We start from the raw sequence: 14,630 nt of genomic DNA on the forward strand, positions 1-14,630 counted from the left end.
CATCGCCACAGAGGCCATGCCGAGCAGGCTGACCGTGTGGGGGACGATCACGCCGGACATGATGCCGAGGGTGAACGACCCGCCAAAGCCTGGGTGTGCGAATCAGCTCGGCACGGAAGCCGCGATTTCCATGCCAGCAACGAAGGGCCGGAACGGATGGTACCCCGGTGCTCTGCCGAACTCGTGTCGCCGCGATTCAGCGCGGCTTGTCGGGCTCCGGCTCATCGGTGGAATAGGCGTCCTCGATGCCCGGCCGGTCGCGGCGGGTGGGGAAGACATCGACCGGGCCGCCGAACTCGGCGCCGCGCTCGGCACGGTCGCCGGGCTGGGCATCATCGGTGCCAATCGGCCGGTCGATGGTGCCGGAGGCGCGCTCGCGCCCCTGGCGCTGGTCCTGACCGGGTGGCGGTGTCGCCGGACCGGGGACGGCGCGGCCGGCATCATTTGGCGGCTTGGGGTCGGCCATGGCAGGATTCCTTCGCGGTCTGCCTCAGGCAACGCGGCGCGGCGCCACGGGGTTCGCCCGCCGCCGGCCCGACCCGGCCGCGCATCGAAGGAGGCCCGCTTGCTTGAACTCCGCCCCTGCTGCGAATGCTGCGGCACCGACCTGCCGCCCGAGAGCACCGCGGCCCGCATCTGCTCCTATGAATGCACCTTCTGCGCTGGCTGCGCTGAGGGCGTCCTGGCCGGCCGCTGCCCGAATTGCGGCGGCGAGCTGGTCCGCCGGCCGATCCGCCCGGCCGAGCGGCTGCTGAAGCACCCTGCCGGCACGGTGCGGAAGGTCAAGCCGCAGGGCTGCGTCGCCGCGTAAGCGGCGCGGGACCAAGGCACCGCGTAAGCGGCGCCGGCCACCTACCGCAGGACCCGACGCGCCAGCCGCCCTGCCCCCGGCCCGCGCGGCGGATCGAAAAGCCGCGCCAGGCTCCAGCGCCCGTGCCGGACCCGGGCGCGCAAGATGCTGAATTCGCGGAATCCCGCCTCGCCATTGCGCCGGCCGAAGCCGGAGGCGCCGACGCCGCCGAACGCCAGCGCGGGAAAGGCGGCGTATTCCAGGCAGCGGCCGCTGACGATGGCGCCGCTGCGGGTGACGGCCGCCACCGCCCGCTCCTCCGCCGCCGTCGCACCGAACAGGTAGATCGCCAGCGGCGCCGGCCGCGCCGCGATCCAGCCGAGCGCCGCGGCCAGATCCGGCTGCGGCGCCAGCGCCAGCACCGGGCCGAAGATCTCCTCCGCATGCAGGGGGTGGTCGGCCGGCGCCTCGGCAATGGCCAGCGCGCGCCGGCGGCCCGGTCCGTCCCCGGCCAGCGGTGTCAGCCGGGCCCCGGCGCAGAGCGTGGCCAGCCGCGCCGCCTGGGGTTCGTTCACCACTGCCGTCTCCGGCAGGCCGATGCGGGTGGCGCGACAGGCGGCGAGGAACTCTGCTGGCGCCTGGCCGATCAGCAGCACTGTATCGGGGGCGATGCAGGTCTGCCCGGCATTCACCGCCTTGCCTGCCAGGATTGCCCGCGCTGCCTGCGCCAGATCGGCGCCCGGCAGCACCAGCGCCGGGCATTTGCCGCCGAGTTCCAGGGTGACCGGCACCAGATTGGCCGCCGCCGCCTGCATCACCCGCCGGCCAGTGGCGGTGCCGCCGGTGAAGACCAGATGGTCCCAGGGCTGTCCGGCGAACTCCGCGGCAACCTCCGGCCCGCCCTGGATGGTGCGGGCGACATCCTCGCCCAGCGCCTCCTCCAGCAGTGAGGCCAGCAGCGCCGCGCTGCGTGGCGTCGCCTCGGCCGGCTTCAGGGCGATGCGGTTGCCGGCGGCCAGCGCATCCACCGCCGGCAGCAGGGCAAGCTGCACCGGGTAGTTCCACGGCGCCATGATGCCGATGACACCCTTCGGCACGTATTCCTGCCGCGCACTGGCGGGCAGGAAGGCGAAGGGCACGCCAATCCGCCGTGGCCTCGCCCAGCGCCGCAGCCGGGACCGGGCATGGCGGGCGGCATCGACCACCAGCTTCACGTCGGCCAGCAAGGTCTCCACCGTGCTGCGTTCACCGTAATCTTCATCGAGGGCGGTGATCACCTCATCCGCCCGGCGCAGCAGCGTGGCCGCCAGCGCGGCCAGCAGGGCGCGGCGGCGGTCCAGCGGTAGCGGGCCGTCGCGGGCCTCGGCGGCGCGGAGGTCGGCGAGGGCTTCGGCCGGGGTGGAAGCGGGCCGGTGTCCCTCCATCAGGCGGCCAGAAGACGCCGAAGCCGGCCGCGCCGCATCGCCCCGATCGGCACGGCCGGGCTTGACCGGCCATCCAACCGCCTGCCGTCACCCGGCACCCGGATGCGCGGGTCAAGCCCGCGCATAGCGGGAGATGGGCGCAGGTCCGCTATGCCACCTGATCCGCAAGCCGGTCCAGGTGCCAGGCGGTGTCGCCGAACATGTGCTCGATCACCATCACCCGCCGGAAGTAGTGGCCCACCGCATACTCGTCGGTCATGCCGATGCCGCCATGCAGCTGCACCGCATTCTGGCTGACGAAACGCCCGGCCTGGCCGACACCGACCTTGGCCATGGAGATGCTGCGGGCCCGCTCCGCCGGATCGGCCTCCGCCACGCTCATCGCCGCCAGCATCGCCATGGAGCGGCCCTGCTCCATCGCCACCAGCATCTCCGCGGCGCGGTGCTGCAGCGCCTGGTTCTCGCCGATCGGCTTGCCGAATTGCTGGCGGGTCTTGAGGTAGTCGAGCGTCATGGCCTGCATCGCTTCCATGGCGCCGATCACCTCGGCCGAGGTCGCGGCGATGCCGGCCTCGACCACCTGCTCGATCACCGGCAGGGCCTGGTCCACCTCGCCAAGCAGCATGGCCGGCACGCCGGAGAGGGCGATCTCCGCCGCCCTCGTGCCGTCGCGCAGCGCATAGCCACGCCGCGTCACCCCCTCGGCCGCCGCATCCACGAGAAACAGCGAAATTCCTTCGCGCTCGTCGCGGCTGCCGCCGGTGCGGGCGCTGACGATCAGCCTGTCGGCGCAATCGCCGTGCAGGACCACGCTTTTCGCGCCTTCCAGCACATAGCCGCCGTTGCTCCTCGTCGCCGCGGTCAGCACATCGGTGATGTCGTAGCGCGACTGCCGCTCGTAATGCGCGAAGGCAAGCTTGGTCTCGCCGCCGGCGATCGCGGGCAGGATCTCGCCCTGCTGCGCCGCATCGCCGGCAAGGCGGATCGCCGTGGCGCCCAGCACCACCGTCGCCAGATAGGGCTCCAGCACCAGATGCCGGCCGAAGGCCTGCATCAGCAGCATCACGTCGACGGCACCGCCGCCGAAGCCGCCATGCTCCTCGGCGATCGGCAGGCCGAGCAGGCCGAGCTCGGCATATTGCGCCCAGAGCTTCGGGCTCCAGCCCTCGGGCGCCTTCAGCAGCTGCTTGCGCTGGTCGAAGGCGTATTCATCCGCCAGCAGCCGGGTGACGCTCTCGGTCAGCAGACGCTGGTCGTCGGTCAGGTCGAAGTCCATCAGAGCCCCAGCACTGCTTTGTTGAGGATGTTCTTCTGAATCTCATTGGTCCCGCCATAGATCGAGGCGGCACGCAGCATGAGATAGGCCGGCGCCATCTGCGGCGCCCATTCCGGCAGCACCGCCGGCTCGTTGGTCAGCGCCGCCAGCTCCTGCGTCCAGGCCGGCATCGCCTGCGGCCCGCCGACATCCATCACCAGCTCCGAGGTGCCCTGCAGCAACTCGGTGCCCTTGATCTTGAGGACGGAGGAAAGCGGGTCCGGCCGGCCGTCCTTCGACTTGTCATAGGCCGAGACCACCCGCATCTGGGTGATCTCCAGCGCCTTCATGTCGATCTCCAGCTGGGCGACCCGGGTGCGGAAGCCGCGATCCTCGATCAGCGGCTTGCCGTTCATCCGGACCTCGCGCGCCACCTCCTTGGCGAAGCGCACCCGCTCCTTCGACCTGCCGAGGCGGGCGATGCCGGTGCGCTCATTGCCCAGCAGGTATTTGGCGACGCTCCAGCCGCGGTTCTCCTCGCCGACGAGATTCTCCACCGGCACCTTCACATCGGTGAAGAACACCTCGTTGAGATGGTGGCTGCCGTCGATCGAGATGATCGGCCGAACCTCGACACCCGGCGTCCTCATGTCCACCAGGATGAAGGAGATGCCCTCCTGGCGCTTCGCCGCCTGCGGGTTGGTGCGCACCAGGACGAAGCACCAATCGGCGTTGTGCGCGGTGGAGGTCCAGATCTTCTGGCCGTTGATGACGTAGTGGTCACCCTCCTTCACCGCCCGTGTCTTCAGGCTGGCGAGATCGGAGCCGGCGCCGGGCTCGGAGAAGCCCTGGCACCACCATTCGTCGAGGTTGGCGGCGGCCGGCAGGTAGCGGCGCTTCTGCGCCTCCGTGCCGAACTGGATCAGCACCGGGCCGAGCATGGTGATGTTGAAGGAGGAGACCTCGGGCGCCGGCGCCGCCAGATTCTCCTCGAGGAAGATCATCTTCTGCACCGAGGTCCAGCCCGGCCCGCCCCATTCCTCCGGCCAGGAATAGGCCGCCCAGCCGCGCTTGTTCAGGATGCGCTGCCAGGTGACGACATCCTGCTTGCGGGCGGGGTAGCCCAGCCGCATGCGGTCGCGGATGTCCTTCGGAAGATTGTCGCGGATGAACGCCCGCACCTCGTCGCGGAATGCGACTTCCTCGGGCGTGTAGCGCAGGTCCATGGACCGTCCCTCCCATGCGTTGTCCGGACTTTGCCCCGGCCGCGGGTCCCGGGGCAAGGGCGGGCGACGCTTGCCGCTGCCGGCGGGACCGACGCATCCTGCGCCGAAGCAACGGAGATTGGCCCGCATGACCGAAGCCTGGCAGCTGGATGCCACCGACATCGCCCGCCTCATCCGCCTCGGCCGGCTCTCGGCGCGGGAGGCCACGCAATCGGCGCTGGACCGGCTGCATGCGGTGAATCCCAGGGTGAATGCGGTGGTGCGGGTGCTGGAGGCGGAGGCGCTGGCCGCCGCGGATGCGGCCGATGCCGCAAGGGCGCGCGGCGAGACCCTCGGCCCGCTGCATGGCGTGCCCGTCACCACCAAGGTGAACGTCGATCAGAAGGGGCTGCCGACCGACAATGGGGTGGTCGCCTTCCGCGACGCCATCGCCGCCGAGGATGGGCCGGTGGTCGCCAACCTCCGCCGCGCCGGCGCCATCATCATCGGCCGCACCAACACCCCCGCCTTCTCGATGCGGCTGTTCACCGACAATGAATTGCATGGCGCCACCCTCAATCCGTGGGACCGCGGCCGGACGCCGGGCGGCTCCTCCGGCGGCGCGGGCGCCGCGGCGGCGAGCGGCATCGGCGCCATCGCCATGGGCAACGACATTGCCGGCTCGATCCGCTGGCCGGCCTTCTGCAACGGCGTGGTCGGGCTGCGGCCGAGCCTTGGCCGGGTTTCGGCGATGAACCCGTCGCAGCCGCTGGCGCGTACCCTCTCGGCGCAGTGGATGTCGATGAACGGGCCGCTGGTGCGCAGCGTGCGCGACGCCAGGCTGGCCCTCGCCCCGCTGGCGGCGCGCGACGTGCGGGACAACCGCTGGACGCCGGCACCGTTGGAGGGCCCGCCGCCGGCCCGGCCGATCCGTGTCGCCCTGGTGCCCGCCCCGGATGGCGCGCCGACCGAGCCGGCACTGCAGGAGGCGGTACGCCGCGCCGGCAAGCTGCTTGAAGCCGCCGGATATTGTGTGGAGGAGCCCACCCACCCCGGCTTCGCCGAGCTTACTCGGTTGTGGCACGCGCTCGGTGTCACCGATGTGTTCGGCGCGCTCGGCGAGCTCATCCTCCGCCATGGCGATGCCGGCATCCGCAACTCGGTCGAATCCTGGGTGGCGCTGCACCCGCCGGCGGATCTGGCCGGCTACCGCGCGGCGATCGCGGGGCGCGACGCCATGCTCCACCGCTGGACGATGTTCCTGGAGGAGTATCCGCTGGTGGTGCTGCCCGGCGGCGGCGAGCAGGCGCTGCCGGTGGGGCTCGACACCTCGGGCGTCGAGGGCGTGAAGCGGGCGCTGGCGGCGGCGCATACCCAGGTGGGGCTGCCGGTGCTCGGGCTGCCGGTGCTGGCGGTCCCGCTCGGCCAGGCGGACGGGCTGCCGCTCGGCGTGCAGGTGATGGCCGGGCGGTTCCGCGAGGATCTGGCGCTCGATGCCGGCGAAGTCATCGAGGCCGCGGAAGGGCCGATGCGGCCGATCGACCCTCGCTGGTGACAGGGGCGGCCAGCGCGCGGCACCGCTTCGCAACGGGCGAAGGCTGTGCTACCGGGGTGCGGCATTGGGGGCGTGGCGGAATTGGTAGACGCAGGGCACTCAAAATGCCCCGGCCTTCGGGCCTTGCCGGTTCGAGTCCGGCCGCCCCTACCATGGCCCTCCCTGAGCCAGGCCGCCCCCGACCCTGGACAATCCAGCGGGAACGCGCCAAAGACCGGCTCCCCGACCCTACCCGACCCGGAGATTCCCCATGGCATCGGCGTTCGACCGCATCGCCGACATCATCGCCGAGACCAGCGATGTCCCGCGCGAAGACATCAAGCCCGAAAGCCATGTGATCGAGGATCTGGGGATCGACAGCCTGGACTTCCTCGACATCGTCTTCGCCATCGACAAGGCCTTCGGCATCAAGGTCCCGGTCGAGGCCTGGACCCAGGAAGTGAACGCTGGAACCGCCCCGGCGGAGCAGTATTTCGTCATGAAGAACCTGGCGACCCGCATCGAGGAGCTGGTGGCAGCCAAGGGCTGACCCCGCCCCTCCTCCCCGGCCCCATTGAAGGCCAGACATGCGCCTCGAATACTTCCAGATGATCGACCGGGTGCTGGCGCTGGCGCCCGAGAGCATCACCGCCGAGGCGCTGGTGCCGCGCGAGAGCCCGGTGTTCGAGGGGCATTTCCCCGGCCATCCGCTGGTCCCCGGCGTGCTGCTGGTGGAGACCATGGCCCAGGCCAGCGGCTACATGCTGCTCGCCCGCTTCGGCTTCGCCCGCATGCCCTTCCTCTCCGGCGTGAAGGAGGCGAAATTCCGCAGTTTCGTGGTGCCCGAGACCCGCATGGAGGTCACCGCGGCCCTGGAACATGACGGCTCCGGCTTCGCCGTCACCAAGGCGCGCGTCAGCGTCGCCGGCAAGCGGATCTGCGATGCCGAGCTGACCTTCCGCACCCTGCCCTTCCCGGCGCCCGAGCTGGAGGCGGCGATGCGCGCCCAGGCCGAACGGATCGGGCTGGGATCCTCGACCGGGTCCGGCGGAGCGGCGGATGCCTCGTAGCCTTGGATCGATCCGCCTGAACGCCTCCGGAGCCTTTTGAGCATGGCCGAACCTGTCTGGATCACCGGCATCGGCCTGGTCTCCTGCCTCGGCGAGGGGCCGGAGGCGCATGCCGCAGCTCTGGCCGGCGCCTCGCCGGTGGTGGATGAGGAGAGCTTCGCCCCCTTCCCGGTCCACCCGCTGCCCGCCCTCAACCTCGACCGGCAGATCCCGAAGAAGGGCGACCAGCGGCAGATGGAGCCGTGGCAGCGCCTCGGCACCTATGCCGCCGGGCTGGCCATCGACCATGCCGGGGCGCGCGGGCTGGTGGCCGACATGCATCTGGTGGTCGCCGCCGGCGGCGGCGAGCGGGACATCGGCCTGGATGAGGCGATCACCGCCGAACTCGCCACCTTGCCTCCGGCCGAGGCCGCCGCCCGGCTGAACGAGCGACTGGCCAACGGGCTGCGGCCGACCCTGTTCCTGGCGCAGCTCTCCAACCTGCTGGCCGGCAACATCTCCATCGTCCATGGCGTCACCGGCTCCTCCCGCACCTTCATGGGGGAGGAGGCGGCGGCGGCCGATGCGGTGCGAATCACCGCCGCGCGACTGGCCGAGGGCCGCGGCGGCATCGCCCTGGTCGGCGGCGCCTATGTCGCGGCGCGCTGGGACATGCTGCTGCTCTATGCCGCCTCCGGCGGGCTGCTGCGCGGCGCCTGGGCCCCGATGGCCGAGCGCGGCGAGGCCGGGCTTGTCATGGGCAGCGTTGCCGCCTTCCTGGTGCTGGAAACCGCCAGCCACGCCCGCGCCCGCGGCGCCACCGGCCTGGCCGTGCTCACCGGCATCGCCACCGGCGCCGCCCGCCGGCGGGGCGAGGACAGCGCCGAGGCCTCGGCCGCCGGCCTCGCAGCCCGCCTGCCGCTGCGGCCGGGGGCGACGGTGATCTCCGGCGCCAGCGGCGCCGCGGCGGCAACGGCGGCGGAAGCCCGCTTCCTCGCCGGCCTGCCGGCCCCTGGCCCAATGGTGCGCAGCGCCGAAAGCCTCGGCCACAGCGTCGAGGCCGCCTTCCCCGCCAACCTCGCCCTGGCGACCCTGGTGGTCCAGGCCGGCGCGCCGCAGGCGCTGGCGACCGGCTTCGGCGTCTGGCGCGGCGAGGCGCTGGCCCTGGTGGAGCCCGTGGCATGAAGGATCGCAATCACCTCGGCCGGCATGTCGTCGCCGTCACCGGCATCGGCCTGGTCACCCCGCTCGGCTTCGGCGTGGCGGAAAGCTGGGCCGGGCTGCTGGCCGGGCGCAGCGGCATTCGTCGCATCAGCCGCTTCCCGACCGAGCACCTGCGCACCACCATCGCCGGCGAGGTCACCTTGCCGGAGGAGATGGGGCGCGAACCCTTCACCTCGCCCGAGCGGGTCGAGCGCATGGCGGCGCTGGCCGCGGAGGAAGCCGTCGCCGGCGCCGGCATCGGCGCGCCTGGCCGCTTCCCCGGCCCGCTTTTCCTCGGCATGCCGCCGGTCGAGGTGGAATGGCCGCAACGGCTGGTCTTCGCCCGCCAGGCGGAGGCCGGGGCGGCGCTGCGCTACTCCGACCTCATCGCCGCCGCCTCCGGCCAGCAGGCGCTGTTCGAGAATTGCCTGTTCGGCGGCATCGGCGAGCGGCTGGCCGACCGTTTCGGCACAAGCGGCGCGCCGATCTCACTGACCACCGCCTGCGCCACCGGCGCCTCCTCGATCCAGCTCGGCGTTGAGGCGATCCAGCGAGGCGAGGCTCAGGCGGCGCTCTGCATCGGCGCCGAGGGCAGTGTCCAGCCGGAGGCGCTGATCCGCTTCTCCCTGCTCTCGGCCCTCTCGACCCGCAATGACGAGCCGCCCCGCGCCTCCCGCCCCTTCGAGAAGACCCGCGAAGGCTTCGTGATGAGCGAGGGTGCCGCGGCGCTGGTGCTGGAAAGCCTGGAGAGTGCGCGGGCGCGCGGCGCCACGGTGCTGGGACTGATCCTCGGCGCCGGGGAGCGGGCGGACAGCTTCCACCGCACCCGCAGCAACCCGGATGGCGGCGCCATCATCGGCGCCATGCGTGCGGCGATCACGGATGCCGGGCTGGAGCCGGGGCAGATCGACTACGTCAACGCCCATGGCACCGGCACGCCGGAGAACGACAAGATGGAGACGCTCGGCATGCGCGCCGTCTTCGGCGACAGCCCGCCGCCGATCTCCTCGAACAAATCGATGATCGGCCACACGCTTTCCGCCGCCGGGGCGATCGAGGCGGTGTTCAGCCTGCTGACCATCCGCGACCAGCGCCTGCCGCCGACAATCAACCACGAGGCGCCGGATCCGGCGATCCCGCTGGATGTGGTGCCCAATGTGGCACGCGACGCGAAGGTGGCGCGGGTGCTGTCGAACAGCTTCGGCTTCGGCGGGCAGAATGTGTGCCTGGTGGTTGGGGCGGCGCCATGAGCGGCCTGGTGACCGGAACGCCGCGGGCGCGGAGGTCCCGATCGGTCCGCGCGCCGGAGGCGCACATCTGATGCGCGCCCTTCAGCTGTTCGGTGACCGCGACACGCGGCTGGTCGATGTGCCCGAACCGCCGCCGCCCAGCCCTGGCGAGGTCCGCCTGCGGATGCGTGCGGTCGGCCTCAACCACATCGATGTCTGGGGCTGGCGCGGCATGGCCTTCGCCAAGCGCAAGCTCCCCCTGACCGTGGGCGCCGAGGCGGTGGGCGAGGTCGTCGCGCTCGGCGAGGGCGTCACCGGCTGGCGCCCCGGCCAGCTCGCCGTGCCCTATGGCGCACTGACATGCGGCCATTGCCGGGCCTGCCGCGAGGGGCGCGACAACCTCTGCGAGAATGTCGCCGGGGTGAAGGGCTTCCATCTCGACGGCTTCGCCCAGGAGCTGGTCAACCAGGACGCCAGGCTGCTGGTGCCGGTGCCCGATGGTGTCCCGGTCGAGCACGCCGCCTGCGCCGCCATCACCTTCTCCACCGTCGAGCACATGCTGTTCGACAATGCGAAGCTGGAACCCGGCGAGACCATTCTGGTGCAGGCGGCCGGCTCCGGCATCGGCACCGTCGCGGTGAAGCTGGCCAAGGCGATGGGCTGCACCGTCATCGCGACCGCCGGCTCCGACGAGAAGTGCGAGCAGGCCCGCGCCCTCGGTGCCGACCATGTGGTGAACTACACGACCGACCGCTTCGAGAGCGTCGCCCGCCGGGTGACGAAGAAGCGTGGCGTGGATGTGGTGTTCGAGCATGTCGGCGCCAGCACCTGGGCCGGCAGCCTCCTCAGCCTTCGCATGGGCGGGCGGCTGGTGACCTGCGGCAGCACCTCCGGCGTCTCGGCCGAGACCAATTTGATGATGGTGTTCCAGCGCCAGCTGAAGATCTTCGGCAGCTTCGGCGCCACCATGCGCAACGTGGCGGATGGCCTGGGCAAGATGGCCGCAGGCATTACCCCGGTGCTGGACACGGTGGCACCGCTGGACGGCTTCTCCGAAGCGCTGGCCCGGCTTGAGACGCGGCGCGTCTTCGGCAAGATCGTCGTAACCCTCTGACCATGCCGGCCTGGCTGCGCCGCGCGGCGGATGCGGCGGTGGCCGCCCTGGTGCGGGCGCTGTTCGCAACGTTGCGCGCCCTCGGCCCGGACCGGGCGGCGGATCTCGGTGGCTGGCTCGCCCGCAGCCTCGGCCCGCTGCTGCCGGTGCAGCGCGTCACCCTCGACAACATCCGCCACGCCTTCCCGGAGCTGCCGGAGGCCGAGCATCGCCGCATCGCGCGGGAAGCCTGGGACAACCTCGGCCGCACCGCCTGCGAATATGTCCACATGGACCGCATCTGGGATTTCGACGAGGCGCGGCCGAACCATGGCCGGATCGAGCTCCCACCCGACTCCGTCGCCCGCTTCATGGCGCTCCGCGAAGACGGCAAGCCGGCGCTGTTCTTCGCCGCGCATCTGGCGAATTGGGAGCTGCCGGCGATTGCCGCGGCGAAGCATGGGCTGGCCTCCGCCGTGCTCTATCGCATGCCGAACAACGCCGCGGTGGGGCGCGACATCGTCCGGCTGCGCAGCGGCAGCATGGGGCGGCTGATCCCCACCAATGTCGCCGCGCCGGTCCGCATGCTGGAGGCGCTGGACGAGGGGCTGCATGTCGGCATGCTGATCGACCAGCGCTTCAGCCGCGGCCCGCGGGTGGGCTTCCTTGGCCGGCCGACCCCGTCCAACCCGCTGCTCGCCCGCCTCGCCCGGCGCTTCGACTGCCCGGTGCACGGGGCGCGCGCCATCCGCCTGCCCGGCGGCCGCTTCCGGCTGGAGCTGACCGAGGCGATCGAGCTGGAAAAAGACGCCACCGGCAGGGTGGATGTCGAAGCGGCAACGGCGCAGCTCAACCGCATCGTCGAAGGCTGGGTGCGCGAGCACCCCGGCCAGTGGCTGTGGATGCACCGCCGCTGGCGGTAGGCGACCCCGGGGCGCCTGCCTCGCAACATAAGGAGGGATGTCATGCGGATCCTGGTGCTCGGTGCCGGTGCGCTCGGCGGGTATTTCGGTGGCCGGCTGCTGCAGGCGGGGGCGGAGGTCACCTTCCTCGTCCGCCCGCGCCGGGCGGAGCAGCTGGCACGCGACGGCCTGGCCATCGAAAGCCCCTTCGGCGCGCTGCACCAGAAGGTCGAGACCCTGGCCGAGGCGCGGCCAGGCTTCGACCTGGTGCTGCTGACCTGCAAGGCCTACGACCTGGACGCCGCCATCGCCGCCATCCGCCCGGCCATGGGGCCGGGCACGGCGGTGCTGCCGGTGCTGAACGGACTGTCGCATGTCGCCACGCTGGAAGCCGCCTTCGGTCGCGGCGCGGTGCTCGGCGGGCTGGCCAAGATCCAGGCAACCTTGGCGCCGGATGGCACGGTGCGGCATCTGAACGACTGGCGCTGGCTGACCTTCGGCGAGCTGGACGGCAGCCTTTCGCCACGGGTGCAGGCGTTGGCGGCGCTGGCCAGCCAGGCGCCCGGGGTGGTGGCGGAGGCGGTGCCCGACATCATGGACCGGATGTGGGAGAAGCTGGTGCACCTCGGCACCAGCGCCATCGGCACGGTGCTGATGCGGGCCAGCACCGGCGAGATCGCCCGCGCCCCCGGCGGCATCGCCTTCATGGAGACCGTGCTGGCCCGCAACGCCGCCATCGCCGCGGCAGAGGGCCATCCGGTGCGGGAGAGCTTCCTCAAGGAGATCGGTGCGGTCTTCGCCGACCCCAAGGGCGGCTACACCACCTCCATGCTGCGCGACCTCGAGGCCGGCGGGCGGACGGAAGCGGAGCACATCCTTGGCTTCCTGCTGCAGGCGGCCCAGGCGGCCGGCGTGCCGGAGGAGATCCATGCCGCGGCGCTGCTGCACGCCAGGGCCTATGAACAGCGGCGGGAGGCGGGACGGCTGCCGCGGTAGCGGGGGCGAGGCAACGCCCCCTGCGGTGGCTACTGCCGCACGCTCTCTCGCGTGACGCCGGTTGCCCAGGCGAAGCCCACGACGGCGCCCTTCATGAAGGGCAGGGCTGCCAGGGTCAGGCCGGCGATCAGCGGCAGCCACACCGCGAACATCACCCACATCGCCGGCGACCACGCCTTGTCCATCCAGAACATCAACGGGATGATCAGGTGGCCGATAAGGAAGAGCGTCAGGTAGGGCGGCGCATCGTCGCAGGGGTAGATCGTGTTGTCGGCCCCGCAGGAGCCGCAGCGCGCGCCGACCTTGAGGTAGCGGTCGAACAGGCGCCCCTCGCCGCAATGCGGGCAGCGCAGGCCAAGCCCCCGGCGGACACCCATGGCGATCCTGGACTTCTCGGTCATTCGTGACCTCCATTCGGGCCGCCGAACGCTATTGCCATACAATAGCTGAGGAGATACATACAATTCGGCTGGCTATGCGCCTAATATATGGATTGTAAGGTTTGCAGGCAAGATGAAACCCTCGCCGCAGGGCCAAGGCTGGATCCCCCGGATCGCCGGCGCCAGCGGGCCGATCTACCTCGCCATCGCGGACGCCATCGGGGCGGCCATCACGGCCGGGGTGCTGCGACCGGGGGAGCGACTGCCGACCCACCGTGCCCTGGCCGATGCGCTCGGCGTGGACCTCACCACCATCACCCGCGCCTACGCCGAGGCCCGCCGGCGTGGGCTGCTCCAGGCAACCGTGGGCCGCGGCACCTTCGTGCGCGGCGGCCAGGCACCAGCCCCGCAACCCCGGCCCGAGGAGAGCGGCGGCCCGGTCGATCTCGGCATGAACATGCCGCCCCAGCCCACCGATCCTCCGCTGCGGGACCTGCTCCAGCGCGGCATGTCGGCCCTCCTGGCGCGTGCCGATGCCGCCGCCATCCTCACCTACCGCACCGGCGCCGCCGCACCCGAGGAGCGTGCCGCCGGCGCCGCATGGCTGCGCCCGACCCTCGGCGAGGTGGAGCCGGCGCGTGTCCTGGTCTGCCCCGGCGCGCAGCCCGCGCTGCTGGCCGTCCTCGGCACCCTGGTGGCGCGGGGCGATGTCGTCCTGACCGATGCCTTCACCTACCCCGGCATCCGGACCGCCACCGCCCAGCTCGGCATCCGGCTCGCGGGCGTCGCCGCCGACGCCGAGGGCATGTCGCCCGATGCCGTGGAGGCGGCGTGCCGAGCCACTGGTGCCAAGGCGCTCTACTGCATTCCGACCATCCAGAACCCGACGACCGTGACGATGCCGCTGGCGCGGCGGCGGGCCATTGCCGAAGTCGCCCGGCGCCATGGCCTGCGCATCGTGGAGGACGACGCCTACGGCCTGCTGCCCGCCGCGCCGCTGCCGGCGATCGCATCCCTCGCGCCGGATCTCACCTTCCACATCGCAACCATGTCCAAGGTGCTGACGCCGGCGCTGCGCGTCGCCTATCTGGTGGCGCCGGATGCCGGCTGCGCCGTGCGGCTGTCGGGCGCCCTGCGCGCCAATGTCCTGATGGCCTCGCCGCTGCTGACCGGGTTGATGACGGCCTGGGTCCAGGACGGTACCGCGGGCGCGGTGCTCGCGGCGATCCGGCGGGAATGCGCGGCACGCCAGCGGATCGCGCGCGAGATCCTGCCGCGCGGGTCCTTCGAGGCTCACCCCGAGGGCCTGCATCTGTGGCTGCATCTGCCGGCCCGCTGGGATCGCCTCCACTTCGCCGCCCATCTGCGGCGCCGCGGCGGCTTGGCGGTCGTGCCGAGCGATGCCTTCGCCGTGGGCACCGCGATGGCGGGAGCGCCAGCCGGCAAGGTGCGCGTTTCACTCGGTGCGGCATCCGGACAGGAGGGGCTGCGGACCGCCCTGCGCCTGGTCGCTGAGGCGCTGCGGGAGGAGACGCCAACCCCATTCTCCGAGGTGGTCTGACGGGCCGGG

15 protein-coding genes and 1 tRNA gene are annotated in these 14,630 nt (G+C 71.9%); 11 read left to right on the top strand and 5 right to left on the bottom strand.

Features of this window, described 5'->3' with window-relative positions:
* Nucleotides 1–196: 196 nt before the first annotated feature.
* Nucleotides 197–466: a hypothetical protein gene (locus tag H7965_RS05400; RefSeq protein WP_186769522.1), complete on the bottom strand. Its 270-nt coding sequence runs from the start codon at nucleotides 464–466 to the stop codon at nucleotides 197–199.
* Between the two features lie 99 nt (nucleotides 467–565).
* On the opposite strand from H7965_RS05400, the gene H7965_RS05405 reads away from it, so the two are divergent.
* On the top strand, nucleotides 566–811 hold the full coding sequence (locus tag H7965_RS05405; protein WP_186769523.1) for a DUF1272 domain-containing protein: 246 nt from the start codon (nucleotides 566–568) through the stop codon (nucleotides 809–811).
* Between the two features lie 41 nt (nucleotides 812–852).
* On the opposite strand, the gene H7965_RS05410 is transcribed toward H7965_RS05405, so the two are convergent.
* The 3 genes from H7965_RS05410 to H7965_RS05420 form a co-directional block, all read right to left on the bottom strand.
* Entirely contained in the window at nucleotides 853–2,214 is a 1,362-nt protein-coding gene (locus tag H7965_RS05410) for an aldehyde dehydrogenase family protein (RefSeq protein ID WP_186769524.1), read from the bottom strand.
* A gap of 148 nt (nucleotides 2,215–2,362) precedes the next feature.
* Nucleotides 2,363–3,490 carry an acyl-CoA dehydrogenase family protein gene (locus H7965_RS05415; RefSeq protein WP_186769525.1) on the bottom strand — a complete coding sequence of 376 codons (1,128 nt, stop codon included), beginning with the start codon at nucleotides 3,488–3,490 and terminating at the stop codon, nucleotides 2,363–2,365.
* On the bottom strand, nucleotides 3,490–4,695 hold the full coding sequence (locus tag H7965_RS05420) for an acyl-CoA dehydrogenase family protein (protein WP_186769526.1): 1,206 nt from the start codon (nucleotides 4,693–4,695) through the stop codon (nucleotides 3,490–3,492). The genes H7965_RS05415 and H7965_RS05420 overlap by 1 nt, the downstream gene beginning before the upstream one ends.
* A 127-nt stretch (nucleotides 4,696–4,822) precedes the next feature.
* Between H7965_RS05420 and H7965_RS05425 the strand changes: the two genes are divergently transcribed.
* From H7965_RS05425 to H7965_RS05465, 9 genes are all read left to right on the top strand, one after another.
* Complete coding sequence (locus tag H7965_RS05425; protein WP_186769527.1) at nucleotides 4,823–6,229, top strand: amidase; 1,407 nt, start codon at nucleotides 4,823–4,825, stop codon at nucleotides 6,227–6,229.
* A 66-nt stretch (nucleotides 6,230–6,295) separates the two neighbouring features.
* Nucleotides 6,296–6,382, top strand: a tRNA-Leu gene (locus tag H7965_RS05430).
* 97 nt (nucleotides 6,383–6,479) lie between these two features.
* A complete protein-coding gene (locus tag H7965_RS05435) occupies nucleotides 6,480–6,758 on the top strand; it encodes an acyl carrier protein (RefSeq protein WP_186769528.1) in 279 nt (92 codons plus the stop codon).
* Nucleotides 6,759–6,795: 37 nt separating this feature from the next.
* A complete protein-coding gene (locus H7965_RS05440) occupies nucleotides 6,796–7,278 on the top strand; it encodes a 3-hydroxyacyl-ACP dehydratase FabZ family protein (RefSeq protein WP_186769529.1) in 483 nt (160 codons plus the stop codon).
* Nucleotides 7,279–7,320: 42 nt separating this feature from the next.
* On the top strand, nucleotides 7,321–8,442 hold the full coding sequence (locus tag H7965_RS05445) for a beta-ketoacyl-ACP synthase (protein ID WP_186769530.1): 1,122 nt from the start codon (nucleotides 7,321–7,323) through the stop codon (nucleotides 8,440–8,442).
* Nucleotides 8,439–9,710 (top strand): beta-ketoacyl-ACP synthase, encoded by a 1,272-nt coding sequence (locus H7965_RS05450; RefSeq protein ID WP_186769531.1) that lies wholly within the window; start codon nucleotides 8,439–8,441, stop codon nucleotides 9,708–9,710. The genes H7965_RS05445 and H7965_RS05450 overlap by 4 nt, the downstream gene beginning before the upstream one ends.
* Nucleotides 9,711–9,780: 70 nt before the next feature.
* Entirely contained in the window at nucleotides 9,781–10,803 is a 1,023-nt protein-coding gene (locus tag H7965_RS05455) for a zinc-binding dehydrogenase (RefSeq protein WP_186769532.1), read from the top strand.
* 2 nt (nucleotides 10,804–10,805) lie between these two features.
* The gene (locus H7965_RS05460) at nucleotides 10,806–11,705 is read left to right on the top strand and encodes a lipid A biosynthesis lauroyl acyltransferase (protein WP_186769533.1); all 900 of its coding nucleotides are present in this window, start codon (nucleotides 10,806–10,808) and stop codon (nucleotides 11,703–11,705) included.
* A 42-nt stretch (nucleotides 11,706–11,747) separates the two neighbouring features.
* Nucleotides 11,748–12,680: a 2-dehydropantoate 2-reductase gene (locus H7965_RS05465; protein ID WP_186769534.1), complete on the top strand. Its 933-nt coding sequence runs from the start codon at nucleotides 11,748–11,750 to the stop codon at nucleotides 12,678–12,680.
* A 29-nt stretch (nucleotides 12,681–12,709) separates the two neighbouring features.
* Here the strand turns inward: H7965_RS05465 and H7965_RS05470 are convergent, their stop codons facing one another.
* On the bottom strand, nucleotides 12,710–13,081 hold the full coding sequence (locus H7965_RS05470) for a DUF983 domain-containing protein (RefSeq protein ID WP_229682475.1): 372 nt from the start codon (nucleotides 13,079–13,081) through the stop codon (nucleotides 12,710–12,712).
* A gap of 112 nt (nucleotides 13,082–13,193) precedes the next feature.
* On the opposite strand from H7965_RS05470, the gene H7965_RS05475 reads away from it, so the two are divergent.
* Nucleotides 13,194–14,621: an aminotransferase-like domain-containing protein gene (locus tag H7965_RS05475; protein WP_186769535.1), complete on the top strand. Its 1,428-nt coding sequence runs from the start codon at nucleotides 13,194–13,196 to the stop codon at nucleotides 14,619–14,621.
* Nucleotides 14,622–14,630: the final 9 nt, after the last annotated feature.

Source organism: Siccirubricoccus deserti, from assembly GCF_014283215.1.
Taxonomy (GTDB): Bacteria; Pseudomonadota; Alphaproteobacteria; order Acetobacterales; family Acetobacteraceae; genus Siccirubricoccus; species Siccirubricoccus deserti.

Coding starts and splice junctions, on each gene's coding strand:
- H7965_RS05440 (WP_186769529.1), top strand. CDS start 6,796: ATGCGCCTCGAATACTTCCAGATGATCGACCGGGTGCTGGCGCTGGCG.
- H7965_RS05415 (WP_186769525.1), bottom strand. CDS start 3,490: ATGGACTTCGACCTGACCGACGACCAGCGTCTGCTGACCGAGAGCGTC.
- H7965_RS05455 (WP_186769532.1), top strand. CDS start 9,781: ATGCGCGCCCTTCAGCTGTTCGGTGACCGCGACACGCGGCTGGTCGAT.
- H7965_RS05460 (WP_186769533.1), top strand. CDS start 10,806: ATGCCGGCCTGGCTGCGCCGCGCGGCGGATGCGGCGGTGGCCGCCCTG.
- H7965_RS05425 (WP_186769527.1), top strand. CDS start 4,823: ATGACCGAAGCCTGGCAGCTGGATGCCACCGACATCGCCCGCCTCATC.
- H7965_RS05450 (WP_186769531.1), top strand. CDS start 8,439: ATGAAGGATCGCAATCACCTCGGCCGGCATGTCGTCGCCGTCACCGGC.
- H7965_RS05475 (WP_186769535.1), top strand. CDS start 13,194: ATGAAACCCTCGCCGCAGGGCCAAGGCTGGATCCCCCGGATCGCCGGC.
- H7965_RS05470 (WP_229682475.1), bottom strand. CDS start 13,081: ATGACCGAGAAGTCCAGGATCGCCATGGGTGTCCGCCGGGGGCTTGGC.
- H7965_RS05465 (WP_186769534.1), top strand. CDS start 11,748: ATGCGGATCCTGGTGCTCGGTGCCGGTGCGCTCGGCGGGTATTTCGGT.
- H7965_RS05435 (WP_186769528.1), top strand. CDS start 6,480: ATGGCATCGGCGTTCGACCGCATCGCCGACATCATCGCCGAGACCAGC.
- H7965_RS05445 (WP_186769530.1), top strand. CDS start 7,321: ATGGCCGAACCTGTCTGGATCACCGGCATCGGCCTGGTCTCCTGCCTC.
- H7965_RS05410 (WP_186769524.1), bottom strand. CDS start 2,214: ATGGAGGGACACCGGCCCGCTTCCACCCCGGCCGAAGCCCTCGCCGAC.
- H7965_RS05420 (WP_186769526.1), bottom strand. CDS start 4,695: ATGGACCTGCGCTACACGCCCGAGGAAGTCGCATTCCGCGACGAGGTG.
- H7965_RS05400 (WP_186769522.1), bottom strand. CDS start 466: ATGGCCGACCCCAAGCCGCCAAATGATGCCGGCCGCGCCGTCCCCGGT.